The sequence below is a fragment of the Georhizobium sp. MAB10 genome, from assembly GCF_045012825.1.
GTDB classification, from domain to species: Bacteria; Pseudomonadota; Alphaproteobacteria; order Rhizobiales; family Rhizobiaceae; genus Georhizobium; species Georhizobium profundi.
The window spans coordinates 3,158,920-3,185,291 of sequence record NZ_CP118314.1 but is presented as its reverse complement, the minus strand read 5'-3'; the positions used below and the strand labels follow the sequence as shown (position 1 = coordinate 3,185,291).

Annotated in this window: 24 protein-coding genes; 11 read left to right on the top strand and 13 right to left on the bottom strand. The window is 63.0% G+C overall.

Annotated features, from left to right (window positions below):
• Position 1: 1 nt before the first annotated feature.
• On the bottom strand, positions 2–352 hold the full coding sequence (locus PU133_RS15225; protein ID WP_126010970.1) for a DMT family protein: 351 nt from the start codon (positions 350–352) through the stop codon (positions 2–4).
• Between the two features lie 200 nt (positions 353–552).
• Entirely contained in the window at positions 553–900 is a 348-nt protein-coding gene (locus tag PU133_RS15220; protein WP_245451326.1) for a DUF2147 domain-containing protein, read from the bottom strand.
• Positions 901–1,406: 506 nt separating this feature from the next.
• On the opposite strand from PU133_RS15220, the gene PU133_RS15215 reads away from it, so the two are divergent.
• Positions 1,407–1,673, top strand: a complete 267-nt coding sequence (locus tag PU133_RS15215) for a sel1 repeat family protein (RefSeq protein WP_126010969.1) — start codon at positions 1,407–1,409, stop codon at positions 1,671–1,673.
• 58 nt (positions 1,674–1,731) lie between these two features.
• Here the strand turns inward: PU133_RS15215 and PU133_RS15210 are convergent, their stop codons facing one another.
• On the bottom strand, positions 1,732–2,844 hold the full coding sequence (locus PU133_RS15210; RefSeq protein ID WP_404862375.1) for a pyridoxal phosphate-dependent aminotransferase: 1,113 nt from the start codon (positions 2,842–2,844) through the stop codon (positions 1,732–1,734).
• 22 nt (positions 2,845–2,866) lie between these two features.
• Positions 2,867–3,298: a YqaA family protein gene (locus PU133_RS15205; protein ID WP_404862374.1), complete on the bottom strand. Its 432-nt coding sequence runs from the start codon at positions 3,296–3,298 to the stop codon at positions 2,867–2,869.
• A 222-nt stretch (positions 3,299–3,520) separates the two neighbouring features.
• Between PU133_RS15205 and PU133_RS15200 the strand changes: the two genes are divergently transcribed.
• From PU133_RS15200 to fhuB, 5 genes are all read left to right on the top strand, one after another.
• Positions 3,521–4,483, top strand: a complete 963-nt coding sequence (locus PU133_RS15200) for an AEC family transporter (protein ID WP_404862373.1) — start codon at positions 3,521–3,523, stop codon at positions 4,481–4,483.
• Positions 4,484–4,653: 170 nt separating this feature from the next.
• Positions 4,654–6,753 (top strand): TonB-dependent siderophore receptor, encoded by a 2,100-nt coding sequence (locus PU133_RS15195; protein WP_404862372.1) that lies wholly within the window; start codon positions 4,654–4,656, stop codon positions 6,751–6,753.
• 7 nt (positions 6,754–6,760) lie between these two features.
• Complete coding sequence (locus PU133_RS15190; RefSeq protein ID WP_404862371.1) at positions 6,761–7,585, top strand: ABC transporter ATP-binding protein; 825 nt, start codon at positions 6,761–6,763, stop codon at positions 7,583–7,585.
• Entirely contained in the window at positions 7,582–8,469 is an 888-nt protein-coding gene (locus PU133_RS15185) for an iron-siderophore ABC transporter substrate-binding protein (protein ID WP_404862370.1), read from the top strand. Before PU133_RS15190 ends, PU133_RS15185 begins: the two co-directional genes overlap by 4 nt.
• Positions 8,459–10,447, top strand: a complete 1,989-nt coding sequence (gene fhuB / locus PU133_RS15180) for a Fe(3+)-hydroxamate ABC transporter permease FhuB (protein WP_404862369.1) — start codon at positions 8,459–8,461, stop codon at positions 10,445–10,447. Before PU133_RS15185 ends, fhuB begins: the two co-directional genes overlap by 11 nt.
• A gap of 30 nt (positions 10,448–10,477) precedes the next feature.
• Here fhuB and PU133_RS15175 read toward each other — a convergent pair whose 3' ends face one another.
• Positions 10,478–11,659 carry a diguanylate cyclase gene (locus PU133_RS15175; RefSeq protein WP_404862368.1) on the bottom strand — a complete coding sequence of 394 codons (1,182 nt, stop codon included), beginning with the start codon at positions 11,657–11,659 and terminating at the stop codon, positions 10,478–10,480.
• A gap of 223 nt (positions 11,660–11,882) precedes the next feature.
• Between PU133_RS15175 and PU133_RS15170 the strand changes: the two genes are divergently transcribed.
• A complete protein-coding gene (locus tag PU133_RS15170; protein WP_404862367.1) occupies positions 11,883–12,134 on the top strand; it encodes a hypothetical protein in 252 nt (83 codons plus the stop codon).
• Positions 12,135–12,194: 60 nt separating this feature from the next.
• Here the strand turns inward: PU133_RS15170 and PU133_RS15165 are convergent, their stop codons facing one another.
• On the bottom strand, positions 12,195–12,983 hold the full coding sequence (locus PU133_RS15165; RefSeq protein WP_404862366.1) for a PRC-barrel domain-containing protein: 789 nt from the start codon (positions 12,981–12,983) through the stop codon (positions 12,195–12,197).
• A 195-nt stretch (positions 12,984–13,178) separates the two neighbouring features.
• On the opposite strand from PU133_RS15165, the gene PU133_RS15160 reads away from it, so the two are divergent.
• Complete coding sequence (locus PU133_RS15160) at positions 13,179–13,856, top strand: HAD-IA family hydrolase (RefSeq protein ID WP_404862365.1); 678 nt, start codon at positions 13,179–13,181, stop codon at positions 13,854–13,856.
• Between the two features lie 36 nt (positions 13,857–13,892).
• Here PU133_RS15160 and PU133_RS15155 read toward each other — a convergent pair whose 3' ends face one another.
• The 7 genes from PU133_RS15155 to PU133_RS15125 form a co-directional block, all read right to left on the bottom strand.
• Positions 13,893–14,285, bottom strand: a complete 393-nt coding sequence (locus tag PU133_RS15155) for a DUF983 domain-containing protein (RefSeq protein ID WP_404862364.1) — start codon at positions 14,283–14,285, stop codon at positions 13,893–13,895.
• 226 nt (positions 14,286–14,511) lie between these two features.
• Complete coding sequence (locus PU133_RS15150; RefSeq protein ID WP_404862363.1) at positions 14,512–16,746, bottom strand: cellulose synthase; 2,235 nt, start codon at positions 16,744–16,746, stop codon at positions 14,512–14,514.
• Positions 16,743–17,732 carry a glycosyl hydrolase family 8 gene (locus PU133_RS15145; protein WP_404864557.1) on the bottom strand — a complete coding sequence of 330 codons (990 nt, stop codon included), beginning with the start codon at positions 17,730–17,732 and terminating at the stop codon, positions 16,743–16,745. The genes PU133_RS15150 and PU133_RS15145 overlap by 4 nt, the downstream gene beginning before the upstream one ends.
• Before the next feature lie 50 nt (positions 17,733–17,782).
• Entirely contained in the window at positions 17,783–20,233 is a 2,451-nt protein-coding gene (locus tag PU133_RS15140; RefSeq protein WP_404862362.1) for a cellulose biosynthesis cyclic di-GMP-binding regulatory protein BcsB, read from the bottom strand.
• Entirely contained in the window at positions 20,230–22,419 is a 2,190-nt protein-coding gene (bcsA, locus tag PU133_RS15135; protein WP_126010954.1) for a UDP-forming cellulose synthase catalytic subunit, read from the bottom strand. Before bcsA ends, PU133_RS15140 begins: the two co-directional genes overlap by 4 nt.
• 181 nt (positions 22,420–22,600) lie before the next feature.
• Positions 22,601–23,554: a cellulose biosynthesis protein BcsN gene (gene bcsN / locus PU133_RS15130; RefSeq protein WP_404862361.1), complete on the bottom strand. Its 954-nt coding sequence runs from the start codon at positions 23,552–23,554 to the stop codon at positions 22,601–22,603.
• Between the two features lie 161 nt (positions 23,555–23,715).
• Complete coding sequence (locus PU133_RS15125) at positions 23,716–24,618, bottom strand: LysR family transcriptional regulator (RefSeq protein WP_404862360.1); 903 nt, start codon at positions 24,616–24,618, stop codon at positions 23,716–23,718.
• A 102-nt stretch (positions 24,619–24,720) separates the two neighbouring features.
• Between PU133_RS15125 and PU133_RS15120 the strand changes: the two genes are divergently transcribed.
• From PU133_RS15120 to PU133_RS15110, 3 genes are all read left to right on the top strand, one after another.
• Positions 24,721–25,050, top strand: a complete 330-nt coding sequence (locus PU133_RS15120) for a nuclear transport factor 2 family protein (RefSeq protein ID WP_404862359.1) — start codon at positions 24,721–24,723, stop codon at positions 25,048–25,050.
• Positions 25,047–25,829, top strand: coding sequence for an SDR family oxidoreductase (locus PU133_RS15115; protein ID WP_404862358.1), 783 nt, complete (start codon positions 25,047–25,049; stop codon positions 25,827–25,829). The genes PU133_RS15120 and PU133_RS15115 overlap by 4 nt, the downstream gene beginning before the upstream one ends.
• 186 nt (positions 25,830–26,015) lie before the next feature.
• Complete coding sequence (locus PU133_RS15110; protein ID WP_404862357.1) at positions 26,016–26,333, top strand: hypothetical protein; 318 nt, start codon at positions 26,016–26,018, stop codon at positions 26,331–26,333.
• The last annotated feature ends 39 nt before the right edge of the window (positions 26,334–26,372 follow it).

Sequence of the window (26,372 nt, the reverse complement as noted above, 5' to 3'; positions counted from 1 at the left end):
TCTAGCCGAGCGGCGCCTTGAACACGAAGAAGGCGCCGCCGGCGATCATCGCAAAGCCGACGAGGTGGTTGATGGTCAGCTTCTCGCCGAGGAAATAGACCGAGAAGAAGGCAAAGATCACGAGCGTGATCACTTCCTGCATCGTCTTCAGCTCGGCTGCCGAATACACCTGATGTCCGATGCGGTTTGCCGGCACGGCAAGACAGTATTCGAAGAAGGCGATCCCCCAACTGGCCAGGATCACGATCCAGAGGGCCTTGTTCTCGAATTTCAGATGTCCGTACCAGGCGAACGTCATGAAGACGTTCGACAGCGCGAGAAGCACGATCGGCATGATGGCGGCGTAGGTCATCGAGGATCCCCGGAAGGAAGGGTGGCAGCGCGAATCGCGAGGCGATCCATTCGCTCTATACTGCCTCTCAAATTCCGACCAGAGAGATCGAGCGCCCACCCTTTAGGGTCACCCATGCCGGCTTCGGTCGGCTTTTCTGCGCACGCAAAAAAGCCGCCGGAGCGGATGCCACGGCGGCTAATGTCAGAACTTGGTACGATCTACTGGCGCTGCCAGGTCTCGCCGCGGCACAGAACCGCGAGTACACAGCCTTCGAGGCGCATATTGTTGCCGTCGACAGCCGCCTTGCCCCTGTAAGTCTTGTCTTCGGCTAGATCCGTGATCGAGCCGGAATAGTTGGTGCCCGAACCGGCCATCGCACCGATCTGCTGGCCCTGGAACTCGCCGTTCTGGACGGTTCCGCAGAAGCCGTCGCTGCACGGCGCGAAAGTCACGAGCGTGCCCGTGGACGGACGCAGCCACGTGCCTTCGATCGGCTCGGCGGCATTCGCCTGAGCCGCAAGGCCAAAACTCATCACGCCTGCCAGAATGACTGCGCGCATCATCATCGATTGTCTCCTCCTCGAGAGCGATCGCCGAAGCCTCCCGGGCGACCGTGCCCTCTTATAGATGACGCGCACGTAAGCGTAAACAGAATTGGCGCTCTGCGTGCGCATCTCGCCGTGGAAATTCCTGTCCGGCAGAGCGAGTCCGCGTGCCGATAAGAATCGCCGCCGTTTTTCGTGGTTAGCAGCCGGTGAAAATCGCTCGGTAAACATCCTCTAAAATTTATCTCAAAAGCGCCGCGCCGCAGCGGGTGCGATGTTTAACAAAAACCCAAATTTACCAAGCATTTGAACTTTGTTTGTCTCCAGTTAAGCACGCCTTTTAACGGCGGTTTCAAGCCTTCCGGGCATAGTAGGTCACATCAGGGAGACGCCGCGGCAAGACGGCGCTGACACCCCGGAAAGACCGGAAAACCGGCACCGGGCAACAAAAAGAAAAGCAAAAGACGCTCTCGGAAAGAGTGCGACAGGGACAACGAAGAAAACGAATTCGAACGGGGATATGAGATATGGCTCGCTTTGACATTCTGGATCACGAAGTTTCCGCCCAGGGCGGCAAGACCAATGCAGACGTCTTCTGCGAAATGGGCCTGATGTATGCGACCGGCCGCGAATGCGGTCAGGATCTGGTCGCGGCCCACAAATGGCTGAACATCGCCGCCATCAAGGGCTCCGACCGCGCCGCCGAATTGCGCGCCGACGTTGCCGCGACGATGTCGAAGAGCGAACTTGCTGCAGCGCTGCGCGCTGCCCGCGAATGGATGACGATGCACTGATCGATCGCTGAGGGACCGGCAAGACGCTCCGCAAGAAGGGCGCGGCCGGAGATGTCCCTCAGCCGCGGGCGGCCTTCAACGCCGCTGGCAGCCGTTCTGCAAAGACATCGAGCTCGGCCTTTGGCGCCGCGCTGACGCGTATGCACCGGTTCAGCGGTGCGACGCCGGGCATGCGGACGAACACACCGCTTTCGACCAGCGCGGTCAGCACGTTCTTCGCGAACACGCCGTCCTGGCCGCAGTCGATGGTGACGAAGTTCGTCGCCGAGGGCAGTGGCGTCAAACCATTGTCGCGAGCGATCTCCGCGATCCGTTCACGCGCTTCGGCGACAGCATCGACGACGCTCTTAAGATGCGTCTGGTCGGCGAGTGCTGCCTGCGCCGCGATCTGCCCCTGGCGGTTGACGCCGAAATGATTGCGGATCTTGTCGAAGGTGCGGATCGTATCCGGCGCTCCGATCGCGTAGCCGACCCGCATTCCTGCCAGTCCATAGGCTTTCGAGAAGGTGCGCGTGCGGATCACGTTCGGCCGGTCGAGAAAGGCATCTGCCGCGGGTAGCGTACCAACAGGCGCGGTTTCGCCATAGGCTTCGTCCAGCACCACCATCGTCGTCTCCGGAACGGCATCGACGAACGCTGCCACCTGGCCGGCATCGACGAAGCTGCCCATCGGGTTGTCCGGGTTGGCGAAATAGACGAGCGGTGCGTCTTCCCTGCGGCAGGTTTCGGCGAGTGCTTGCCAGTCCTCATGATCGTCCCGATAGGGCACGGTAACGAGCCGCCCGCCAAACCCGGCAACATGGTAGTTGAAGGTTGGATAGGCGCCGAGCGACGTCACCACCGGCGTGCCGGGCTCGACGATCATCCGCACGATCAAGCCGAGCAGGCCATCGATCCCTTCGCCGACTGCGACTGCGTCATAGGGAACGCCGAGATGCGCCGACAGCGCGGTCTTCAACTGGTAGTTCTCCGCATCGCAATATTTCCAGGCTTCCTTGCCCGCTTCAGCCATGGCCTCGACGACCTTGGGAGAGGGGCCGAAGGCGCTTTCATTAGCGCCGATGCGCGCATCGAACGGCCGTCCGCGTTGACGCTCCTGGGTCTCCGGCCCGACGAAGGGGATCGTTGCCGGAAGACCGGCGACGAGTGGCGTGAACCGCGAAAATCCCATGAAGCGCTCCTTCTCCGGTGGCTCAGCGCGCAATGGCCGAGGTCGTGTAGGCGATGACGATGTAGCGTGCACCTTTGCCGATCGCCACGAGAATGATGAATGTGAGCAGCTTGGTTTTCATCACGCCGGCAAAAAGCGTCAGCGCGTCGCCGAACAGCGGCACCCATGAAAACAGGAGTGCATAGACCCCGTATCGGCTGAACCAGCGTTGCGCCTTGTCGAGCTTGTCGGGCGAAACCGGGAACCACTTCCGATCGCCAAAGCGCTCCACATAGAGACCGAGGATCCAGTTGATGATCGATCCCGCCACGTTGCCGACCGTCGCCACTGCCACGAGCACCCAGATCGCGGTCGTCCCGGTGCTGATGAGATAGATGAGCACAGCCTCGGAAGTTCCGGGCAAGATGCTTGCCGAAACCATGGCGGAAAAGAACAGGCCTATAAGTTCGGTCAAAGGAGATGGTCCTGGGATTGCTGGAGCCGAGAGGCGTCCAGGAAGGCAGCTGCGTCGGGTTAGCGTTTGCCATGCCTTCGAGGCTGCTGCAATCTTCGTCGGGGTCAGTCGCGTGATTGCCTGGCAGCAAGGGTGTACAGGCGCAAATTGCGGGCGTAAGCAAGCTTTGCCCCCTATCGCTGGCACAATCGCCTTTGCCGCCCCACCTCCCAAAAGTTTGTCATGCCGCCCTTCGTCGAGACGATCCTTTTCATCTTCGCCCTGATCGTCATCGGATATGGTGCGGCCGCCCTCGGCCTTTTGAAAGCTCAGACGGGCGAGGGGCTCAGCACCTTCGTCGTCTCCGTCGCTCTGCCGATGCTTCTCTTCAGAACGCTGCTCGCAGCCGACTTCGGTTCCGGTCTGCCCTGGGGGCTGTGGATCGCCTATTTCTCAGGAATTGCCGTCACCTGGACGCTTGGGCACATCACCATCCGTCAGGTGTTCGGGCGAGACGCACGGGCAGGCGTCGTGGCCGGCGTGACATCCGCCTTTGCCAATCTGGTCCTTCTTGGCCTCCCGCTGATCGCCGGCATCTACGGGCCCGACGGCCTCTTGTTGCTGAGCCTGATCATCTCCATCCATCTGGTGATCCTGATGGCTGTGTCGATGTTGTTGTTCGAATGGGCGCAGCACAAGGATGGAGTGTCGAAGGGCTCGATCGGGATCGTCGCTTTCGTGCGCAGCTTCGGCCTGCAACTCATCCGAAACCCGCTGATCGTCGGCATTCTCTGCGGGCTGATCGGGCGCCTGATCGGCCTCGAACTGCCTTCGCTCGGCAGCCGTCTCGTCAACAGCCTCGCCGATATCGCAGCCCCCCTGGCGCTTTTCGCCATGGGCATGAGCCTGCGCAATTTCGGACTTGCCGGACATCTGATGCCCGCCGCAGCGCTGACCTTCCTCAAGCTGATGGTCATGCCAACGGTTGTCCTCGTCATGGCGCTCATCCTGAATTTGCCACCGCTGACCGCACAGGTCGCCGTCGTTTCGGCCTCGATGCCCGCAGGCGTCAATTCCTGGCTGATCGCCAACAAGTTCAACACCGGCCAGCGCCTCGCCTCGACGGCCATGACCATGTCGACGCCGCTGGCGGTTTTGTCGACGCTCTTCTGGGTTTTCGTCGCAGCCCATGTCTTCGGCGGCTGAACCCATTCTGGAGTAGAGAGTTCAAGTTTTAAGTTGACTCTGATCATCAACTTTAATATCGCGCCCCTTGGCTAGGCCATCGGGGGCATCATTTCACATGCCCTTGGCGGTGGCGGCCAAATCGCCAGGGGAAAATGATGGCCGCAACGTCCTTCCAAACATTGCTTCGAGTGGCGCTTCTTGCCGGCGTCTGCCTCCCGGTGTCAGCGCTTGCGCAAACGCCGACTGAATTGGAATCGATCGAAGTGCAGGGCGTCTTCGACGACGGGCAGGGGCCGTTCGAAGGTTATGCCGCCGAGGCGAGCGTCAGCGCCACCAAGGGCGGTCGCCCGATCATCGAAACGCCGCAGGCCGTCAGCGTCGTGGGCGCCGACTTCATCTCCGACACGGCGGCCCGCACGGTCACCGAAGCGACGCGCTATTCACCGGGCATTCGTTCCGAAACATTCGGGAATGATGCCCGTAACGACTGGTTCCTGCTGCGCGGCTTTACCTCCCAGGTGAGCAGCTATTTCGTCGACGGCCTCGCGCTGAAATCCAGCGACAGTTTCGCCACTTGGAAGATGAACCCCTATCTGCTCGAGCGTATCGACGTGCTGCGCGGCCCGTCCTCTTCGCTCTACGGCTCGTCCAACCCTGGCGGCCTCATCAACATGGTCACCAAGCGCCCGACGGGCGAGACCGGCGGAGAGATCACGACCGGCATCAACGAGCATGGCCGCGGGATCTTCGGCATCGACGCGCAAGGCGTTGCCGGGCGCTCCGGTGACTGGGCCTGGCGCTTTGTGGCTTCGGGCAATGCCGGCGACACCGAATATGATTTCATCGACGACGATGGCTTCGCCATCATGCCGTCGCTCACCTGGACGCCGAGCGAGGATACGACGCTCGAACTCTACGCCAATGTTCAGGCCTTCAGCACCAATGGCCAGAACTTCCTGCCCTATGTCGGCACCGAGGTCGACGCGCCCTTCGGCCGGATCGACCCGGAAACCTTCACCTCGGAGCCCGGATACGATGCGTTCAAGCGGACCCAGGCCATGGCGGGGTACGAATTCGAGCATCGCTTCAACGACCGGGTGACGGTGCGTCAGAACCTGCGCTACGCGCATCTCGACATCGACTTCAACAATGTCTATGGCGTTGGTTACGCGGCCGGGTCGCCCACCGCCACGAACGCCGATCTGGCGCGCTTCAACTTCATCACGACGCCGCAACTCGGCCTGTTCTCGGTCGACAACCAGGCGGAATTCCTAGCCGACACGGGTCCGCTTTCGCACACGCTGCTGTTCGGGGTGGATTACGCCCATTTCGATCTCGACGACGAGGCCGGTTTCGACTTCGCCCCGTCGCTCGATCTCCTCAACCCGGTCTATGCGGGAATCACGGCACCGACGACACGCTACAGCGACCAGAGCACGGTCCAGCAGCAGCTCGGCCTCTACGTGCAGGATCAGATCGAATACGGAAACTGGGACCTCGTCCTGTCCGGCCGGTCCGATTTCGTCGATACCGATATCGACAACAATATCGGTGCCGACAGTTCCCAATCCTCCGAAGCGCTCTCAGGCCGTGCGGGGCTGATGTACGGCTTCGACAACGGCATCTCGCCCTATGTCAGCGTGTCGCGCTCGTTCCTGCCCGTCATCGGTACCGACAGCATCTCGGGCGACGCGTTCGATCCCGAAACCGGCATCCAGTACGAAGCCGGCGTCAAGTACCAGCCCGCCTTCCTGGGCGGCGGTTATATCGGCCTGTCCGTCTTCGACCTGACGCGCGAAAATGTCGTGACGTCGGACGGCATCAACTTCAATCGTCAGATCGGTGCCGTAAATTCTCAAGGGTTCGAGCTCGAGGCCGTTGGCCAGATCACGCCGGACCTGAAATTCGTCAGTTCCTACACCTGGTATGATCTCACGATCGAGGATGGCAATCCCGTCGAAATCGGCAATGCGCCGACAGCCGCTCCCGAGCAGTTCGCATCGCTCTGGCTGGATTATACGGTTCCGCAGGGCGCGCTCGAAGGCGTCAGTGTCGGCGGTGGCGTGCGCTATGTCGGACGCTCCTATGCCGATACGGCCAACACGCTCGAGGTCGGCGACACCGTGCTCGTCGATGCCGCTTTGCGCTACGAGAAGGATGCGTTCGCGGCAGCGCTTAACGTTTCCAACCTCTTCGATGAAACCTATGTCGCTGGCTGCAGCAGCCCAACGGCATGTTTCTACGGCGAAGGCCGCGAGGTCGGCCTGACGTTGAGCTACCGCTGGTGATCGCGCGATGACGGTCCTTTCCGCCTCGCCGTTGACAGGGGAGCCCGTAGCGCTCGACGCTGCGAGCTTCACGTTGGACAATGTCGGCCTCACGATCGACTCGGCGCGGATTCTGTCCGGCATAACGAAGCGGTTCGAAGCCAACCGCATCTATGGCCTGATTGGCCCGAACGGCGCGGGCAAGACTTCCCTCGTGCGCATTCTGGCCCGCCATCATGAGCCGAGCGAGGGCAGGGTCCACTATGAAGGGCGCCCGCTCGCCGATTGGGCGGCGCGTGCCTTCGCCTGCAGCGTCGCCCACATGCCGCAGCAGCTGCCCTCCAGCCAGCAATTGTGCGTGAAGGATCTGGTCGCGCTCGGGCGTTACCCGTGGCACGGACCCTTCCGCCGCAAATCCTCGGCAGATCAATCCGCCATCGAGGAGGCGATGCGCGTTGCCGACGTGGCGGATTTTGCCGACAGGCTCGTCGATACGCTGTCGGGCGGCGAGCGCCAGCGCGTCTGGGTGGCGATGATGGTGGCGCAGGCCGGCCGGTTCTTGCTGCTCGACGAACCGACAGCCGCGCTCGATATCGCCCATCAGGCGCACCTGCTCGAGCTTCTGCGCGGCGTTGCCCGCGCGCGCCGGTTGGGCATCGTCATGGCCTTCCACGACATCAACATCGCCGCCACCTTCTGCGACGAGGTGCTTGCCATGAAGAACGGCAAGCTCATCGCCAGCGGCACGCCGGCCGAAATCATCACACCGGAAATTCTGAGCGCTGTCTACGACATCGACATGTCGACGATGCCGCATCCGACAACCGGGCGACCCATCGGGTTCATCCGATGAGACGAGCGGCTTGGCTGCTGGCGCTTCTGCTCGCCTCGCCGATCGTGGCGGCAGCTGCCCAGACGGCCGCGCCACGTGTGATCGCAGTCGACTGGGGCCTTGCCGAAACCCTCGCCGCCATCGGCGCGCCGCCAAGCGGCCTGCCCGAAATGGCCGGCTACGATGCATGGGTGAAGACCCCACCCATGCCGCCGGAGACTGCCGAGCTCGGCCTGCGCGTCACGCCAAGCCTGGAGTTCCTGGCAGCCGCAAAGCCGGATGTCATCGCAGTCACCAGCCAGTTCGCAGCGATCAATCCTATCCTCAGCCGCATTGCGCCGACCCGCTCGCTCGATATCTACACGAGTGAGTTGACGCCGTTCGACCATGCAGTGGCGGCCGCCCGTGAGCTGGGCGAGATGACGGGCCGCGAGGAGGCCGCGGCAGAATTGATCGCCGACACCGATCGCCGGATTGCAGGGCTTGAGGAGCGCATTGCCGGTCGGGCAACGAAGTCCGTGCTGATGGTGAGCTTCATGGACGACCGCCACGTGCGCGTCTTCACCAGGGGCAGCCTTTTCGACGATGTGATGGCGCGTGCTGGGCTTTCCAACGCATGGACCGAGGCTGGCAACTTCTGGGGCTTCGCGATGGCCTCCATCGAGAACTTGGCCCGCATGGACGACACGGCGATGCTGATCGTCGAGCCGATCCCGGAATCGGTGCGGCTGAAGCTCGAAGATCCTGAAAGGCGTAGCCTGCTCGGCAAGCTCCCCGCCTTCGCTCCCGGCAATTATCGCCTGATCCCGCCCGTCTGGCAGTTCGGCGCATTGCCATCGGCAGGCCGCTTCGCCGATCTGCTTCTCAACGAAGCCGACTTCCTGGAGCGCGCCAATGCGCTCTGATCCCTTCATCTCGCGGACCGGCTTCGTCCTGCTCGGCGCAGGCACAGTGCTGGTCGCAGCCCTTGTCCTGCTCAATCTCGACCGGCTGCTGCCCACGACTGGCCTATCCGGTCTGTTTGGTGGAGAGGCGCTGCCGCCGACCGACGGCCTGATCCTCAATTACGCCTACTGGCCGCGTCTGCTGACGGCACTCCTGGCCGGTGCGGCACTGGGACTGGCCGGCGTCATCTTCCAGCAGGTCCTGCAAAATCCGCTGGCAGCTTCTGAAACATTGGGCGTCAGCGCCGGCGCGCATCTGGCGCTGACGCTCGGGCTTCTGCTCGCGCCAACGCTGCAATCGGTGCATCCGGAACTCTTCGCGGTCGCCGGTGCATTCTCGGCCTGGGGCCTGATCGCGCTGATCGCAAGACGCCATCGTGGCGATCCGCTGACGCTTATTCTCACCGGCTTCGTTGTCAGCTTCGCGCTCGGCGCGGTCTCGAGCCTCCTGATGCTTCTCAATCAGGAATATCTGACCTCGCTTTTCATCTGGGGGGCCGGATCGCTGGCGCAGGATGGCTGGAGCTCGGTCGGCTTTCTCGTGCCAAGGCTCGCCGCCTGCGTCCTGATCGTTGCGCTGCTGTCGCGCGCCTTGCTGCTGCTCGGCTTCGGCGACGATGCAGCGCGTGGCCTCGGCGTGTCGTTGAAATTCGCCCGCCCGCTGCTGCTCGGCGTGGCGGTATTTCTCTCGGCCAGCGTCGTGGCAAGCGTCGGCGTGATTGCCTTCATCAGCCTCGCAGCTCCCCATCTGGCGCGCCTTGCCGGTGCCGAACGCCTGTCGTCGCGGCTGATCGGCGCGCCGATTGCCGGCGCTCTGCTCGTGCTCGTGATCGATCAGGCTATCCAGCTTGCAACGCCCGGACAATCGGCCTTGCTGCCGACCGGCGCCGTGACGGCGTTGATCGGTGCCCCGATCATGATCTGGCTCCTGAGCCGGCTGCCGGCCATAGCGCTTGAGGGCAGCGGCCGCGTCGCCTTCGTGACCTCCGCCGTATCGGCGCGGCCCATACAGGCCCTGATGGTGGCGGCGCTGGTCCTCGTAGTGGTGCTCGGCGCTGCCTTGCTGGTTGGCCGCGGTCCGGAAGGGCTCACCTTCGGCTTCGATGTCGGGGCAGGGGCCATGGAATGGCGCCTGCCGCGCGTCGTCGCTGCGGCGGCTGCCGGTCTCGGCATCGGCGTTGCCGGAACGCTTGTGCAGCGATTGTTCGCCAACCAGATGGCGAGCCCCGAAATTCTGGGCGTTGGCGGCGGTGTAGCCGTCGGCCTCATCGTTTCGCTGCTTCTGTCGTCGACCGCCGGCGTCGGTCTGCAGCTGCTTGGAGCGATCGGTGGAGCGTTGACCGTCATGGCGCTTCTGATGGTGCTGGGAGGCCGACGCGGCTTCCAGGCAGAACGCCTGCTGCTGATCGGCATCGCGGTGACCGCTCTGCTCGACGGCGTCGTGCTCCTCTTCCTGGCGCTCGGTGACCCGCGTTCGTCACAGGTGCTGGCCTGGAGGGGTGGCTCGACCTATCGCGCGACGATGGAGCTGGCTCTCACCGTTGCCTTGATCTCGATTGCGAGCCTCGCCGCGGTGCTGCCGTTCTCGCGCTGGCTCGACATCCTGCCGCTCGGCGACGAGGCGGCGCGCGGTCTCGGTCTGCCTATCCGCGCCGTTCGCTTCACCATCCTGATTGTTGCGGCGATCGTGACGGGTGCCGCCGCGCTCGTCATCGGGCCGATGAGCTTTGTCGGCCTGCTCGCACCCCATGTCGCGAACCTCGCTGGCCTGCGGCGCGGACGCCATCAGGTAATCGCGGCAGCGCTCATCGGCTCGGCGCTTGTGGCCTTTTCGGATTGGGTCGGCCGAATCATCTTCGCGCCCACCGAGCTGCCGGCGGGCATTCTCGCGGTCTTCATCGGCGCTTCGACCGTTGCGGTCTTCCTGTTCCGGCGATAGGCCTGTCACAGGTGGCGACGCCGCCTGCGCTCAGGCGGCTGCCGACACCGAAGCTGAGTGACCACTGACTGCAGGTGCCGGCATGTCGTCGGCCACGACACGGTTTCGCCCCATGCTCTTGGCAACATACATGCGCGCATCGGCCCGGCTGATGGCAGCGTGGATGCTGCGATCGACCGCGCGGATGCTCGCGATACCGAAGCTTGCCGTGATCGGCTCCTTGATGCCGATCATCGAGAAGTCGGTTTCGCCGAAAGCTTCCCGGATGGTTTCGGCGACGCTTGTGGCTTCAAGATTGGAATGCGTCGGCAGGAAGATCACGAATTCTTCGCCGCCGAACCGTGCGGCGTGCGCTGTCGCGGGCAGGGCATGCTTCAAGAGCGCGGCGAAACCGGCGATTACGCCGTCGCCGGCAGCGTGACCGTAGAGATCGTTGATCCGCTTGAAGCGATCGATGTCGCACAAAATGACGGCACCTTCGCTCATTCTGTCGATATGGGCGAGCGTCATGTTTTCGAAGCCGCGCCGGTTGAGCAAGCCGGTGAGATAGTCGGTCTCGGCCGCGTCGCGGTAGCGGTCCAGCACGTCCAGCGCGACCGCGCCAAGCCCGACCAGCGCGAAACTGAGCCCGATCAGCGTTCCGCTCACCTGTGCCGCATAGGCATAGAAAGACGTTGCGTATGTCGCAAAGCTTGAATCGGCGGGAGCGATCGCGGCGAAGACCAGGGCGCGGCCGACGAAGTCGAGGGTCGCCATGACGGCGAGAACGACCAGAACCCTGTCCACCATCTGCCGGGGCCAGCCGCCAAGGCGTGCGATCGGGAGAAGCAACAGCAGCCCGCATGTGAAATCGACGGCGAGAAGCTCGAAACGCAGGCTTTCCGCTGCGAAGATTGCATAGACGACGAGACCGAATCCGACCAGGGAAAGCAGAATCCGACGGCCGACCTGAAGCCGCTGCGCGAAATGCGCCGATAGCCCGAGCGAAAGCGCGAGGTAAGAGAGGATGAACACCGCATCGACGAGCAGCGTGCGCATCGCGTCGCCGAGCGGCTGGAACGCAACTTCACCGGCGAACGCGACCGCATGCCCGAAGAAGCCGAGCGCCCACCAGATCGCGACGCGCGATCCATAGAACCACACGAGCAGATAGGCGCACGCAAAGATCAGCATCACCAGCGGCGGCAGGAATGTGAAATTGTCCGTATCCAACCGCTTGCCCCGTCAGCTGCGCCGATGCCCCGGCGCGAATGATAGAGCCTGTTCCCCAATGCGATCTTAACGCGGCAAAGCCATGCAGGTGCGCTTGCCGTTGCGATCGAAAAGATAGAAGATCAAAGCCGTTATCCGAACTATAAGCGCATGCATGGTGGGTTCGGCCCTAGGGGTTCGATCTGTCTCTTCACCATGTCGGCAGCCAGATGGAGTTCCGCCAATGAGCAACGTGCATACGCTTCACGGTGACAAGCGCTGGAAGGCGGTGGTGGAGTACAACTCGGCCAATGGACTGATCGAAACGACCCACTACCTGGAGGAATTGATCGAACTGCACATGCTCATGGAGCGCGGCCCCGACTGGAATACCCTAGAAAAGTGCACCCTGACGCTCAACCGCCACGACGGCGGCGAGATGCAGGAGCGGGTCTCCAAGGCCGCGCAGATTCAATTGTCCGAGGCGTCGTCGTGAGATGACGGATGGACTGAGCCGCCATCGGCGGCCCGGCATTCTGAGCGACCTAGCAGCTGATTACTGCTGAATACGTTTCAACGGGGTCGCATCTTCGAGCAAAGTAGCTTCCGGAACGAGACTTTGGAAGATCGCATCGTTCGTCGCGCGCCAGCTTTCGTCGTCCAGCCATTTGTAGTCTTGATCGGGCATGAGCGGCACCGCTTGCACTTGCTCGTTCGAGATGCGCAAGAAGAAGCTTCGCCGCTGCTGATCGATCACGAGATATCGAAGCGGCACAACCAGGCTGTCCTCGCCCGGCACGAAGAAGCCGCCAGAAGCGACCACGGCATAGTCCCAGCGATCGCGTGTCCCAATGATTACGTTGCGCACTTCACCGACGATCATGTCGTCCGACGTGCGCACTTCTGCGCCAACGATCTCGCTGGCAAGAAGCCCAGGGTCGAGATCGGCGAGGCTCACCAGTGCCCCCTCATTTGGTGCTCCCCTTGTTCCCTGAATTTGGCCCAGCCGGTGCCATTCGGGTTGACTTGCGGCCAGCTGCTGATCGGCCGCGTCCTCATCGTTGTTGCCCATGCGGCCCATGGCCGGAGCAGCGATCAGTTCGCGTATGTTGCCGACAAGTCGTTCGCAGTCTCGTTCCATGCCATACACCCAGAGCAGATATGCAGCGTCGCGTAGCGCACGCAGGTCAAGCACGAGATAGCGGTTCTCCGGATCGCGCAGTTCAGGCTTTTCGAGAATGGCCTGCTCGAGCTGGGTGTCTGAAATGTTGCATGCGGCCATGACCGGTCCGCTGCCGAGCGCGAGTGTGATCGCAGCAGCAGCGAGTGCTTTCAATTTTGTCATCGATGTTCCGACAGGAGCTTGTTTGGCCTGACCCCGTTATTTACGGGCAGGCAATTCGGCATGAAGCATCCCGTTTGGCTTCATCCATTAGCTGTAACCCAATTGTATCCATTTTGTTCCCGCGCATATCCAAGTATTCAAGCGTCGACGATTGATCAGCTTATCGTCGTCGCGACATCGATAGGACGCCGAAATATGAACTTTCACGACCATTTCCTCAGCAGAACCTTTGATGCAGTCCTCTTCGATATGGACGGCACGATCCTGACGTCGATCAAGGCCTCGGAACGTGTGTGGGGTGCCTGGGCACTGCAGTACGGTCTCGATCTCGACGCTTTCTTGCCGACGATCCATGGGGTGCGTGCCATCGACACCATTCGCAGGCTGAACCTGCCGGGCATCGACGCCGAGGTGGAAGCAGCCAAGATCATGCGCGCCGAAATCGACGATACGGAAGGCGTAGAGCCGATCGCTGGCGCGGCACATTTCCTGGCGTCCCTGCCGGCTGATCGCTGGGCTGTCGCGACATCGGCGCCCCGCGCACTGGCCGAGCGCAGGATTTCGGCAGCGGGGCTTCCGATGCCGCCACAGATGATCACCGCCGAAGATGTCACAAAGGGCAAGCCCGCTCCCGACTGCTTTCTGAAGGCGGCGCGGCGTCTCGGCGTTGACCCTGTGCGCTGCTTGGCGTTCGAGGATGCTCCAGCAGGCATCACCGCCGCGGAGACGGCCGGTTGCACGGTCGTCATCATCACGGCAACGCACGCTCATCCTCTGTCGACGCACCACGTTCAGGTTTCGAGTTACAGCGATTTCCGGGTGGCGCCGGGAAGCGCAGCCGGCATTTCCTTCGAAGGCCGATTGGCCGGCTGATCGTGCTGGATCGGTGGTGTCGAAGGTGGCGCCCGGCTAGTCGTTCCGCCGAACCAGCTTGCCCTCTTCGGCCTTGTGGTGGAACTGGCTCGCGACGAGCCAGCCCTTGAGCGGCCTAAGCGGCGGAATGCACGTCGCAAGGATCAGCGGCAGCGAAACGACGAGGTGGAACCAGAAGGGCGGCTGAAAAGACACTTCGGCCCAAACGGCGAACAGGATCGAGGGCACGCAGCCGAAGATGATCACGAAGAAAGCAGGCCCGTCGGCGGGGTCAGCAAAGGAATAATCAAGTCCGCACACCTCGCACCGCGGCGCGAGCTTCAGGAAACCATCGAACAGATGACCCTCGCCACAGCGCGGGCAACGGCCTTTGATGCCGACGCGCCACGGTTCGAGTGGCGGATACTGGTGGTCATCCTGATGGTGCATGATATCGCCTTCCGGCCGTTCGTCTTTTGAGAAGGATGAAGTCCTCCGCATCGCTGTCACCGGCGCGATGCCAGAAGCCGTCTATAGGGCAAACCAGCGCCAAGCGGTGGTGTTCCGACAGATCATGCTCTCGGTTCCTGAAGATCGCATCCAAGCTTCGCGTCGGACTGACAGACCCCGGGTAAGAGTTCGCCTGCTTTATCTGCTGCGCGTGGCATCCAAAAACCTAGCGCTGGCGGCCCGTCTGTTCGCGAACGGCGGCCAGGCCTCGAAGCCCATCCCGATTTCCGGTGCCCGCGACGGCCTGGAACACGCGCTCCGCATCGCCGTAGCGCCGGAGGTTCAGATAGGCGTAGCCGCGCAGAACCATCAGGTCGTTGCGCTCCGGCGCGATCTGCGCGCGCTGGTCGAGCGCCATCAACGCCTCGACGTAGCGGCGCTGCTCGAAGGCGCCTGAAGCACGCTCTGAAAGAATATTGGCTTGAAGTTCGCCGGCGCGCTCGGCCGTCATCGGCGCGCTCGCCGCCGCAACCGCCGCTTCGTCGACGAGACCCGCGCGCAGATAGGCAAGGCTTTGGCCATAGGCAGCATCCCTGGCCGTGTCGCCTTGGCCCCGCAGCGCGACTTCGAAAGCCTTCGCAGCTTCGAGCGGGCGGTTGATGTCCATCAGGCACCAGCCGCGCGCGAGCGCTGAGGCGGGCGAAAGAGATTCGGGATTGAGCGTTTGGGTGCAGCCGCCGGTCGCGCGCGCAGGAGCCTGCTGGATTGCCCGCGGACGGGGAGCGGCAGCCATGACGGGTGCAGCCTGCGGCGGAGCCTGCTGTACCGACTCCTCGGCCGTATAGGCGAGCGGCGTTGTCATGGGTTCGGTGGTGGCAAGGGGAGCGGCCTGTGCGGGCGCAGGGGCGGGAGCCGAAGCCGGTGAAGGCGAGACGGCAGGTGCGAGAGAGGGCGGTGCAGGGGCAGCTTCGGCCTGCGGCGTGCCGACCAGCATGATCCGCTCCGATCGCCCGGCCCACAGCCGCTTTAGTTCCGCGAGCCCAGCTGCATCAGCCAACTGAAACCGAGTGAGAGCGAGGCCGTAGGCGGAAGCCTCGTCCTCGGGGTCGAACTGCAGGGCGCTTGCAAACCATTGCCCGGCCGTCTCGTGCTGGCCATAGGCGCGCGCATACCAGCCAAGCTGCTGAGCCGCCGGGGCGTTGCGTGCTTCGGCCACTTCGCCGACGATGCGGGCCAGAACATCGCCGTTGAGCACGACGCGCGGTTCGATGGCGAGCAGATTGGCAGAGGCGGCGAGATAGACGCCGCGCCGCTCTTCGTTTTCGTCGCGGTAGGGATATACGATGTCCTCCGCATCGGCGAAGCGGTCGAGGGCGATCAGCGCCAGGGCCAGGCCCTCGGCCGCATCCCCTTCCGCCTCGCGCTCGAAGGCCATGCGGAACCATTCTTCAGCCGTTTGCGCATCGTCTTGGCCGAGATAGTACCAGCCAAGCAGACGCGCATCGCTCCCCCCGTCGCCTTGGCGTGCGAGCCGCTCGACGCGGGCAAGCGTTTCCGCATCGACCACGATCGTATCGTTCTCGCCGGCCGCAGCCAGAGCATCGCGTGCAATGGTGTCGCGCACCGGCGCGAATTCGCCGGCACCGGCATCGTCGAAACGCTCGAGCGCCAGCAATTCGTCCCGCATCTCGGCGCTCAGCAGCTGCGCGGCGTTCTGCATCGTGGCAAGCCGTTCCGCCGTGTTGTCGCAATTGGTCAACACGTAGCGATAGGCGTCGCGGGCCCGCCCCTGACGCTCCGTCATCGCAAAAGACTCGGCCACCCGCCACAGCACGTCGACTTCGCTGCAGGTCAGAAGTCCCGGATTGGATGAGCCGATGCGAATGACCGTTTCGTATTGATCGAGATTGGAGGCGTTGACGAGACGCTCGCGCGCTTCGGCCAGGGTCAAACGGTCGAGAAGATCGACCGGCGGCTCCCAGTTGGGATCGTTCATCTGGCGCGTGGCGATCGCCTGTCGTGCCTCGGCAAACCGCCCTTGCGAATACAACATCCAGATCGCTTCGAGCAGGGAGTCGACGTTCTCCGGCACCGCGAGAGGGTCGGCCGGCGGGGTCCATTGCGGATAAAGAGCCCGCAGGCGCGCGATTTCGATCTCCAGCCGTCGGGTATCGCCCTGGCTCGCGAAATAGCGAAGCGCCGTCTCGTCGATGACGGGCATCGGCTGATCCGCCGCAGGTGCCGATGCCGGTGCCGGTGCCTGAGCCGGAACTTGTGCGACAACCGGAGGCTCCTGTGTGGGAGCGGGCTGCTCCTGCGCCGCGAACGGTTGCGCCGGCGAGACCGCACCGGTCGGTTCGCCGGGACGCGCGCCTTCTAGAATTTGCCAGTTCTGTGCCAGCGCCGATGAGGCCAGCGCCAGGCTGACCGTGAAGGCGAGAGCTGCCGCGCGCGCCCTCATTCGATGCATCCCGAATGGTTCTCGCGCAGATGCGAGAGTGCCAGAAGATGAAGCGTGGAGGGATAGTAGACGGTTGGCGCAAAGGTACGCAGATCGGATGGGATCGCAACATCGTCGACGACGCAGGAGATCATCGCGGGAATGATCCGATAGCCGGCATCGCTCAGCGTTTCCGTTACGTCTCCCGTCGTCAGGTCGATCAAGTTCAATTCCCCGTCGTCACCCACCATGCCGTCGCGCAATCCGGTGAGATAAGCCGCGTCGCCCATCCCGCCTCGCATCAGGTAGAGCGGGATTCGCACGGCATTATAGCTGAATTCCGCTGGAAATCCGTCGGCTGGTCTGGGCTCGCCCGCAAGTGACAACCAGTCCGGCGGCATCTGGCGATCGGAGAAGCGCGCACGTGCCGCAAGAGCGACGCCGCTTTGCCCGATCGCATCCCAATCTGTGTCAGGCGCCAGTTCGGCAAGCACCGGAAACGCCTCGAACACCCAATAGGAGAGATTGACGACCGGCCCGTCCTCGCGCTCCTCGGCCGAGAAACCGGTAGCCCCGGCCGAAAGTAGAAGCTGCCCTTCGTGCTCGAAAGTCAGCTGCGTGGCGATCGCCTCCGCCATGCGCGTTGCGGCTTCGGTGAAGCGTGGATCCTCCCATCCCGCGCCGGCCCTTGCAAGGGCATAGGCAATCAGAATGTCGCCATCGGTGGCATTGTTGATGTCGGTGACATTGGGCGTCGCGTCGGCCTGCCATTTCCACGCCGCCAATCCGTCGTCGCGCAGCAAAAGCTCGTTGCGCGTGAACGTCCAGATACGCTCGAAATCGGCCCGAGCCCCCGCAATCTGTGCGAGCAGCAGCCCGTAACCCTGTCCCTCACTGTGGCTGATGCCGTCATTGGCATCGTCGAGCACGCGGCCTTCCTGTGTGACGAAGCGGCTGCTGTAGAGCGACCATTCCGCTTCGCTGATGGGGGGAAGGCTCTGGCTCATCGCTGGCCCGATGGAAAGTGCGAGAAATGCGGCGGCAACGGCATGGCGCTTCAACGGCGTCTCCCGAGCCGCGAAAGCAGGCCCGACGTCGCAGCCCCCACGACGATGCACACGAAAACCAGTGCAAGCGCATAGGACAGGATGTTCGACGAAAGCCAGTTCGCGGCGATAAGGCGATAATTTGCAAAGGATGGCGGCTGCGACTCGATCAGTGAAATTGTCCCGGATTCAAGCACCCGCCCCGGCAGACCGTCGGCGGAAAAGGCGGTCAGATGGCCGGCCAGCTGGCTCCAGTTTGCGTTGCGCACGAGTTCGCGTGCACCCTGTTGCATGCCCGCTTCATCCGGTGCCGTCACGACCGTCCAGGTGCCGGTCCCCGATGGATTGATGCTTTGCGCAACGACCAACGTGTCCCCTTCGGCAGGCACGAAGGGGGCGTCCTGCTCAGGCGCGAAGCGCAGCATGTCGCTCGTGATGTTGAAGGTTTCCGAAGCCCAGTTGCGCAAGGACTCCGTGGTGCGGGCGATCCAGCCTGCCTGCATCTGACCCCGCCAGGCCTCCATCGTCACCGGAACGCTTTCGCCGGCAACAGGGCTGCCGATCTGGCCCGTCGTACGCGCCGGCGCCCAATTCGTGGCAGCTTGCGCGTCGATCCCGACCTGCGTCAGAACATTACCGGCTATGCTTGCCGGCGTGCCGAAGAAGATCGCGCTCCGGTCGCGCGCGATTTCCGCCGACATGACCAGTTGTGTCGGCACGATGCGCCCACTCGCGACCGACATCCGCGCCAGGAAATTCGCAGCTGCCGAAAGGCTCGCCGTGGATCCCCGGCCGATCATCAACGGCACAGGGTCTTGGGACAGATTGTACGGGTAGCCGGTGCCGGCCACGGCGGCGAGATTGGGTATCTGGCCGATGCGTGCAAAGTCCGGAAGAACGAACTGCGACGTGTCGAAGATCGCAAAACGCGGCGTGGTGTCGGTGGTGGCGCCCGGCGCACAGACTTCGTCGGCACGGGTGATCAGGTCGACCTCGAACAGCACCGTGTTCACGCCAGGCTTGAAGTGCTCCATCGTGACCTTGATGGGAAACTGACGCAGGACCGCGCCGCGCCGCGCCGTCATGGGCACGGATGTCGCGATATTGCCGTTGACATAGACGTTGATGAGCCCGCCCGGCAGAACGGCAGCCGTGTATGCGGCGTCGAGCAGTATCCGCGCTTGTCCGTAGGAGCCGGCATAGAAGTCCGAGGGCACGGCGAATTGAAAGGCGCGGGCGTAGCGCCGTCCCGAGAACTGTTCCGAACCGATGCCGAGTTCCGCGAAGCTGAGGGAGCGCCCTTCGTAGATCATCGGCGCATTCGGAGTCCAATTCGTCTCGGTTGTCAGAAATTCTCGCGGTGCGCCGGCCGGCCGATCCACCTGCTGCGCAATCTGCGTGATGGCTGTCAGCCATTCCTGCTGGGTCTGGCCGGTCACGATCAATTTGGGCGAAGTGCCGCCTTCGCCATCGACAAGCATGAGCGTCGGGCCGTTGATCTGCGCGGGCTCGATCCCGGCGAGATCCGCGATGTCCTCCGCTGTTCCTGCAAACACGCGCAGGTCCGGGCCGTCGATCAGCCCGTCCTCGTTCGGCGCTATGGAAAACTGCGGATCCGGAAAGCTGGACGAAAGTGCGATCGCCTGGGTCAGTCGCAGCAGTTCGGCGCCGATGTCGCTGCGGGCCAGAACGGGTGCGATGATCGCGATATCCGCGCTGCCGTTCATGTCGCCGCTGAGCGCACGCAAATCCTCCACGCTTGTGAGGCCGATTGCGTCGGATGTCGGAAAGGCGAGGAACGTGCGTGCTCCGTCGAGCTCGGTCCAAAGCTCGTAGGTCGATTCGATGCTGCAATCCGTCCGGTGCCGCTGAACCGCCTGGACGGAGATCTCGTTGCGTCCCGGCTGCAGCACGCCGTCCGCCAGATCGACGGTGAGTTCGCCCGGGTTGCCCGGAGCCTGGATGCTTTCGTGAAGAACGGACACGCCATTGATGGAAACTGACAGGCGCGACGCCTCAGGCGCGACGACCACGGCGTTGCGGTAGCCGACGTTCAGCCGCACAGCTGAAGCTGCCTGTTCCTCCGTCAAATAAATCGCCCAGTTGCGCCGACTGCCTTCACCATTCAGCCTCAGCAACGGCTCCGGCAGGAGATAGCGAAGCGTGTCTGCTTCGGCGGATGTTGCGGGCTCGGACGGCTCTGGGGCAGGCGAGGCCGACGGCTCCGTATCCGCATCGGAACGACCGTCTGGATCAGAGAGCGAAGGCGGCTCGACGGGTTGGGGCGTCGCCGGCTCCGACGTTTCGCGCTCCGGTGTCGAGACTTCCGGCGATGCAGGTGCTTCGGGGGCGACATCTTCCTCGATAATCGGTCGTTCGGGCGACATGTCGAACGGCGTGCCTTGCGCATGCGCATCGGCGGCGAGGAGCAGTGCTGCAAGGGCGATTGCAGTGCGCGTCATGCGCGTGCCCTCTTCGCTTGCGCAGGGGCGCCCACGGCGGAATCTCCGGTGCGGAACAGATAGGTGATGCCGCGGATGGTCTGATAAAGCGCAAGGCGCAAAAACCATGCTGTTCCGAGCAGAACACCGGGATTGCGCCGGCGCGAGGCCTGGAAATGGGTCCACTGACTTGCGTTGGCGAAGATCAGATCGGCGACCATGCGGTGATGCACGGTCTTCATGCGCACAAAGGAACAGCCAATGGCCACCGCGTCGCCTTCACGGTCCTTGTTGCGGATCGTGACCGGCAGGATTTCCGGCTCCGTGCTCCAATGCGGCGTGAAGCGGATGCTGGCTTGGCCGGTGTCGACGGCTGCAAGCGCGCTGTGGCCACTGACGCGGAGGCGGGCGCCGTTGACGGAGACGTCTTCGATCGTGGCAGGCACCCAGATGTCGCCCACGCCGAATTCACACCGTCGGTTGATCTGGACGCGCCGGGTCGCCGCCCGCTCGCGCCGTTCGGCAACGACACCCAGCGCCGCTCCTGCCATGACCAGGTTGAGAAGGTTCCAGGCGCCCACGACCAGCGTGACATCTGCCTTGTAGGGCTCCGCATAGATGCGCCACACCGTCACGAAGACGCCGATCAGCAGCACGCCGAAGATGACGAAGAATGGCCGCGACAGCTCCGACAGGCGGCTCGTCGTGATCGTTTCATCCTTCGCGGTCACCTTGAAGGTCGGTTTGCGCGGATTGAGCGCGACCGAAATCACCGCTGGCAGAAGGTGGACCGTCTGGATGTATTCGTAGAGCTCGGAGATCCAGGGCCAACGGAACGACCCGTAGAGGTAGTTCTGCATCATCAGGTTCACGGCCATGTAGCTGAGCGTGTAGGCGAGAAACTCGCCTCCCGAAGCCGTGAAGATCTGAAGATCGAGAAAGAGGTAGAACAGCGGCGCGAAGAGGAAGATCGTGCGCGGGAACGGAAACAGCCAGAACAGCGTCGACGACATGTAGCAAAGGCGCTGCGGAAAGGAGAGCCCGCGCTTGAGCAGAGGAAACCGGAACCGCAGGATCTGCATCATGCCCTGCGCCCAGCGCGAGCGCTGCCCGATGAAGCTCGAGAAGGTCGCAGGCTGCAGGCCGGCAATCAGCGGCTTGTCCACATAGACGCTGTTCCAGCCGCGCGAGTGCAGCTCGATGGCCGTCTCACAGTCTTCGGTGATGGAAATGCCGCTGAAGCCATTGCTTTCCTGAAGCGCTTCGCGCCGCAGCACCGCCGCCGATCCGCAGAAGAACGCCGCGTTCCATTTGTCGAGACCGCGCTGGATGACGCCGTAGAACATTTCGTTCTCGGACGGCATCTTTTCGAACGTCTTCAGATTGCGCTCGAGCGGATCGGGATTGAGGAAGAAGTGGGGCGTCTGGACGAGGAACAGTCGCTTGTCCTCGTTGAAATAACCCACCGTCTCGCGCAGGAACGACCTCGCAGGTGCGTGGTCGGCATCGAACACCGCGACGAGATCACCCGTCGAATGGTCGAGCCCGTTGTTGAGGTTGCCGGCCTTGGCGTGCTCGTTGCGGGCGCGGGTCAAATAGCGAGCGCCGAGCTCTGCGCAGAGCTTCTGCAGATTGGCGCGCCGCGCTTCTGCAATCTGGCCTTCGATGACGTTGTCGGAATTGCGCTTCTGGTCCGTGCCACCGTCGTCAAGCAGCCATACGGTCAGCCGATCGGCCGGATAATCGAGCGCCATTGCAGCCGCGATCGTGTCCGCCAGAAGCACCGGGTCTTCATTGTAGGATGGGATGAAAACATCGACGCTCGGCAGGTCGTCCTCGTCGACCGGCTGAGATGGGCGCGATGGCAGGGGCCGCGCAACGATGAAGAGGCTGAGGAACAGCATGAAGACGCTGTACATTTCGGCCAGATAGAGCAGCAGGCCGGGAATGAAGCTTTCCAGCTGGTTGACCGGCGGCAGCGTGCTGGTCGTGCGCCAATAGACATAGCGCAGCACGATGGCGGTGCCGAACGCCAGCGCCACCAGCCGCCAGGTGCCTTCCGATTTGAAAAGCTTCAGAAGGATCATGATCAGGAGCACGATCGTGCCGGCAATCAAGTGCGTCTGCAGGTTGATCGGTAATGAGACGATGAAGACGATGCAGGCGGCCGCGATGAGCCAGACGAACGCAAACAGGGGCTTGGCCATCAGAAGGGTCCCGGCACGATAGTGATCATCTCATGTCGCTCCAATCTTCAAATTGGCTGACGAGTCTCGGCGGATATACGCCACGGCGCATGTGCGGGTTTCCCGAAAACCGTCGTCATGCTTAATCAATCCTCAAGCGACAGCGCAATCCAGTGGTGCATCAATAATAGATTGCGATTACTTAAGGTTGTGTTGGCCGCGGCGGCGCCTCGTTGGAAGGCGCCGGGGCGACTGTCGGAGGTGCTGGAACGACGGGGACAGCCGTCGCAGCACTCGGCGGCGGTGGCACGATCGGGCCACGCACGACGGGCGCAGTGACCGGCACCTGTGCAGGCGCGGGCGCCGCCGGGGCGGGTGCTGCAGCGCGGCGGCTGGCGGGGCGTCGAACGGGCTCGGGCTCCGGCTCGAGAACCGTTTCGAGACGCTGCGGAACTGCTGGAAACACCGGCTTGCCTGTCACGCCCAATCTTGGGTCGGGCGGCGGCGGTGGGCCAAAAGGGTTCCAGCCCGCTGCCGGGAAACCGCCGGTCACGGTATAGCCGTACATCACGGAAAGCAGGGCTTCTTCGCTTGCTCCCGTCTGACACAGGCGCAGCCGTGTCTGCATCGTTCCCCGCGGCGAGAAGGGTGCGGCTCTGGTCGGCCCGGTCACCCGCTGCCAGGCGTAAAGGCACAGATCGCGCCCGCTGCGCCCCACCGCATAGCCAAACGGCCCGAAGCTGTTTTGCGCATAAAGCGGCGAGCGCTGCATCGGAACGCCGGGAAATGCGGCACGCATCTCGCGCTGGATCGTCGTTTCGGTGATGGGCAGGTTGGACAGAGACGTCTGTCCTGCCTCCGTGCCCATCGGCCCGAAAAGCTGGACGCGCAGCAGGTTCTGTCCAGGAACGTTGGAGGCCGCCGACAGCGCAACATCCTGCTGAATCGCGTTGGAATAGCGTCGTTCCACGACATCGACGACCGAAGGGCCACCGGGCGGCGGCAAGACCAGCGCTTTGACGGCGCCGATGCGCTCATTGGTGGAGGCACGCTGCAGATCCGTCGGCGTTCCGCACCCGGCGAGAATAAAGCCAAGTAAGGCAATAGAAGTTGCGCTGACGAGGCGCGCCTTCCCATTCGCTTTTTCGTGCCGCATGTCGATCGTTTCAGGGTCGAATCAATTGAGCCTACAGTGGTCGACAGAATTCGCGAACGCAATTGCTCGATTGCTTCGGAGACGCATCCAAGGCGGCACTGATGCATTCTGGCACAGCTGTTGGATCGCATTGCGTAATGGGTTTTTATTGAGGCAATTGATTAGCTTTTGCCCACCGACCAGGTCGTACGTGCCATGTCGATGAAAGCGCGAAATGCAGCAGATGGGTTGCGGCGCCCCGGATAGTAGAGGCAGAGCGGCGCGCGCTGCGGCGTCCAGTCCTGAAGCAGGCGCACCAGGCGCCCGGCGGCGATGTCATCGCGCACATCGGCTTCCATGAAAAAGCCGATGCCGGTTCCCTTCAGCACGGCAATGCGGGCAAGGCTCGCCTCATCGAGCGTGATCGGCCCTTGAACATCGATCTGAACTGCATCCCCATCCTTCTCGAAGTGCCAGCGATAGAGCGCGCCGTTGGGCAAGCGGATGCGGATGCAGGAATGGGTGAAGAGATCCGGCGGGACCATCGGTGATCCCCGCGCCTCGAGATAGGCGGGCGCCGCAACGACGGCAAAGCTTTGAGGCTTCGCCACCGGAAGCGCGATCATGTCGGTCGGAACGAGGTCGGCGCTGCGCAGACCGAGATCGAACCCTTCGGCGACGATGTCGACGATCCGCCCCTCCGTGACGAGGTCGACGTGAACCTCGGGATAGCGTCGAATGAACGCAAGGACGAGCGGGGCGAGAATTTCCCGCGCAGCCGTCGGGAACGCATTGATGCGCAAGGTGCCGGACGGAATGTCCTGCTGCGAGCGCGCGACCGCCATGGCCTGCTGGATTTCCCGCAGCGCCGGATTGACCTGCTCGACGAATTGGCGGCCGGCGTCCGTGAGCGAAACGCTGCGCGTGGTCCGGTTGAAGAGGCGCACGCCCAGCCGCTTCTCCAGCTTGCCGATGAGGTTGCTCAGCGCGGTGGTCGACAGACCGAGATCAAGCGCCGCTGCGCGAAACGAGCCCTTGTTGGCGATCACGATGACCGCCTCGAGTTCCACCAGACCGTCCCGCATTGTCCCGCTTTTCGAAATTCCTCGTCCGCCTTTGTCCCAGTTATCGCGAGGGTCGTCCAGCCTTACCTTGATGTCAGCCGATGCCATCAAAGGAGAACAGTCATGGGTCCGCATCTGCCCAAGGTCATCGCCGATTATTTCGAAACAGACAGAACCGGAAGCGCGGAAGAAGTGGCCGCGTTCTTCACGGAAGACGCCGTCGTGCGCGATGAGAAAAGAACGCATGTCGGGCGCGATGCGATCCGAGAGTGGAAGGCGAACGCGTCGAGCGAATACAACTACACGACAGAGCCTTTTGCGATCGCGGACAGTGCTGGCCGGAAGGTCGTCACGAGCCGCCTCGTCGGTGACTTTCCGGGAAGCCCCGTCGATTTGCGCTATTTCTTCGTCCTTGATGGCGACAGGATTGCGGACCTAGAGATCGTGCCATGACGCCGTTCATCAGTCTTGCGGGTAAGCGCGCGCTCGTGACCTCCGGCACGAAGGGGGCAGGGGCCGCGACAGTGGCGCTCTTCCGCTCGCTTGGTGCCCGCGTCATGACGAGCGCACGCACCAAGCCTCAGCCTTTCGATGACGACATTGCGTTCGTCGAAGCGGACCTGACGACCGTTGAAGGTTGCGCGACGCTCGCTGCCGCTGTGCTTGACGAGATGGGCGGTGTCGACGTCGTCGTCCACATGCTGGGCGGATCATCCGCACCGGCAGGCGGGTTCGCGGCACTCGACGACGGTGAGTGGAAGAAGGAACTGGATCTCAATCTGATGCCGGCCGTCCGTCTCGATCGCGCGTTGCTGCCCGGGATGCTCGATCGCAACAGTGGCATCGTCATCCACGTCACCTCGATCCAGGCGACACTGCCATTGCCCGAAGCAACCACCGGCTACGCCGCCGCCAAGGCCGCTCTCTCGACCTATAGCAAGAGCCTGTCGAAAGAGGTTGCACCGCGCGGCGTGCGCGTCGTCCGGGTGTCACCCGGCTGGATCGAGACGGAGGCTTCCGTGAGCCTCGCCGAGCGGCTTGGCGCCGAGCACGGCGGCGGCGTGGAAGAAGGCAAGCGGCTGATCATGGCCTCGCTCGGCGGCATCCCGATCGGCCGACCATCCACTCCGGACGAGATCGCCAACCTGATTGCCTTCCTCGCATCCGACCGGGCAGCGAGCATCAACGGTGCCGAATTCATCATCGATGGCGGTACCGTGCCGACGGCATGACGGCCGAGACTGTCGGCGCATTCGGCCCGATTAAACGCGGGCCGAATGCTGATCGCCTCTTAGGACGACACAAGCTCCACGGCCGAAGGTCCGTCCGTCGACAGCAGGCATACAGCCCTTTGGTACTGCCCCGGAACATCGCGCATCCACGCCTGTTCCGTCTCTTCACGGAGAAGGAGATGTCCGATGTCCAAGATCATGACAGTCGCAGCAATGATTGCCGCACTCGCCGTTTTTAATGGAGCGGCCTACGCACAATGCGCCGACACTGAAGCAAATGCCGCAGGAGCTATATCCAAGGACGGATCGATCGCGCCTCTGGAAGGTGCGGCGGATGCGAACGCCAATGCGGAAACGGGAAGCGTCGCCAAGGATGGATCGACGATGCCGCTGGAAGCAAACGAAGACCAGGCAATGTCCTCCGATGACGTAGCGGCGCAGCAGCAGGGCGAGGAAACGTCTGCCGCAGCTGCCGACGAAGCCTGCCCGGACGATGCAGGCTGAGGATTTTTCTCAGCCGTTAGCAGCAGTCATGTCAGAGGT

Coding starts and splice junctions, on each gene's coding strand:
- PU133_RS15225 (WP_126010970.1), bottom strand. CDS start 352: ATGACCTACGCCGCCATCATGCCGATCGTGCTTCTCGCGCTGTCGAAC.
- PU133_RS15220 (WP_245451326.1), bottom strand. CDS start 900: ATGATGATGCGCGCAGTCATTCTGGCAGGCGTGATGAGTTTTGGCCTT.
- PU133_RS15215 (WP_126010969.1), top strand. CDS start 1,407: ATGGCTCGCTTTGACATTCTGGATCACGAAGTTTCCGCCCAGGGCGGC.
- PU133_RS15210 (WP_404862375.1), bottom strand. CDS start 2,844: ATGGGATTTTCGCGGTTCACGCCACTCGTCGCCGGTCTTCCGGCAACG.
- PU133_RS15200 (WP_404862373.1), top strand. CDS start 3,521: ATGCCGCCCTTCGTCGAGACGATCCTTTTCATCTTCGCCCTGATCGTC.
- PU133_RS15190 (WP_404862371.1), top strand. CDS start 6,761: ATGACGGTCCTTTCCGCCTCGCCGTTGACAGGGGAGCCCGTAGCGCTC.
- PU133_RS15185 (WP_404862370.1), top strand. CDS start 7,582: ATGAGACGAGCGGCTTGGCTGCTGGCGCTTCTGCTCGCCTCGCCGATC.
- fhuB (WP_404862369.1), top strand. CDS start 8,459: ATGCGCTCTGATCCCTTCATCTCGCGGACCGGCTTCGTCCTGCTCGGC.
- PU133_RS15170 (WP_404862367.1), top strand. CDS start 11,883: ATGAGCAACGTGCATACGCTTCACGGTGACAAGCGCTGGAAGGCGGTG.
- PU133_RS15165 (WP_404862366.1), bottom strand. CDS start 12,983: ATGACAAAATTGAAAGCACTCGCTGCTGCTGCGATCACACTCGCGCTC.
- PU133_RS15160 (WP_404862365.1), top strand. CDS start 13,179: ATGAACTTTCACGACCATTTCCTCAGCAGAACCTTTGATGCAGTCCTC.
- PU133_RS15155 (WP_404862364.1), bottom strand. CDS start 14,285: ATGCACCATCAGGATGACCACCAGTATCCGCCACTCGAACCGTGGCGC.
- PU133_RS15150 (WP_404862363.1), bottom strand. CDS start 16,746: ATGAGGGCGCGCGCGGCAGCTCTCGCCTTCACGGTCAGCCTGGCGCTG.
- PU133_RS15145 (WP_404864557.1), bottom strand. CDS start 17,732: ATGAGCCAGAGCCTTCCCCCCATCAGCGAAGCGGAATGGTCGCTCTAC.
- PU133_RS15140 (WP_404862362.1), bottom strand. CDS start 20,233: ATGACGCGCACTGCAATCGCCCTTGCAGCACTGCTCCTCGCCGCCGAT.
- bcsA (WP_126010954.1), bottom strand. CDS start 22,419: ATGGCCAAGCCCCTGTTTGCGTTCGTCTGGCTCATCGCGGCCGCCTGC.
- bcsN (WP_404862361.1), bottom strand. CDS start 23,554: ATGCGGCACGAAAAAGCGAATGGGAAGGCGCGCCTCGTCAGCGCAACT.
- PU133_RS15125 (WP_404862360.1), bottom strand. CDS start 24,618: ATGCGGGACGGTCTGGTGGAACTCGAGGCGGTCATCGTGATCGCCAAC.
- PU133_RS15120 (WP_404862359.1), top strand. CDS start 24,721: ATGGGTCCGCATCTGCCCAAGGTCATCGCCGATTATTTCGAAACAGAC.
- PU133_RS15115 (WP_404862358.1), top strand. CDS start 25,047: ATGACGCCGTTCATCAGTCTTGCGGGTAAGCGCGCGCTCGTGACCTCC.
- PU133_RS15110 (WP_404862357.1), top strand. CDS start 26,016: ATGTCCAAGATCATGACAGTCGCAGCAATGATTGCCGCACTCGCCGTT.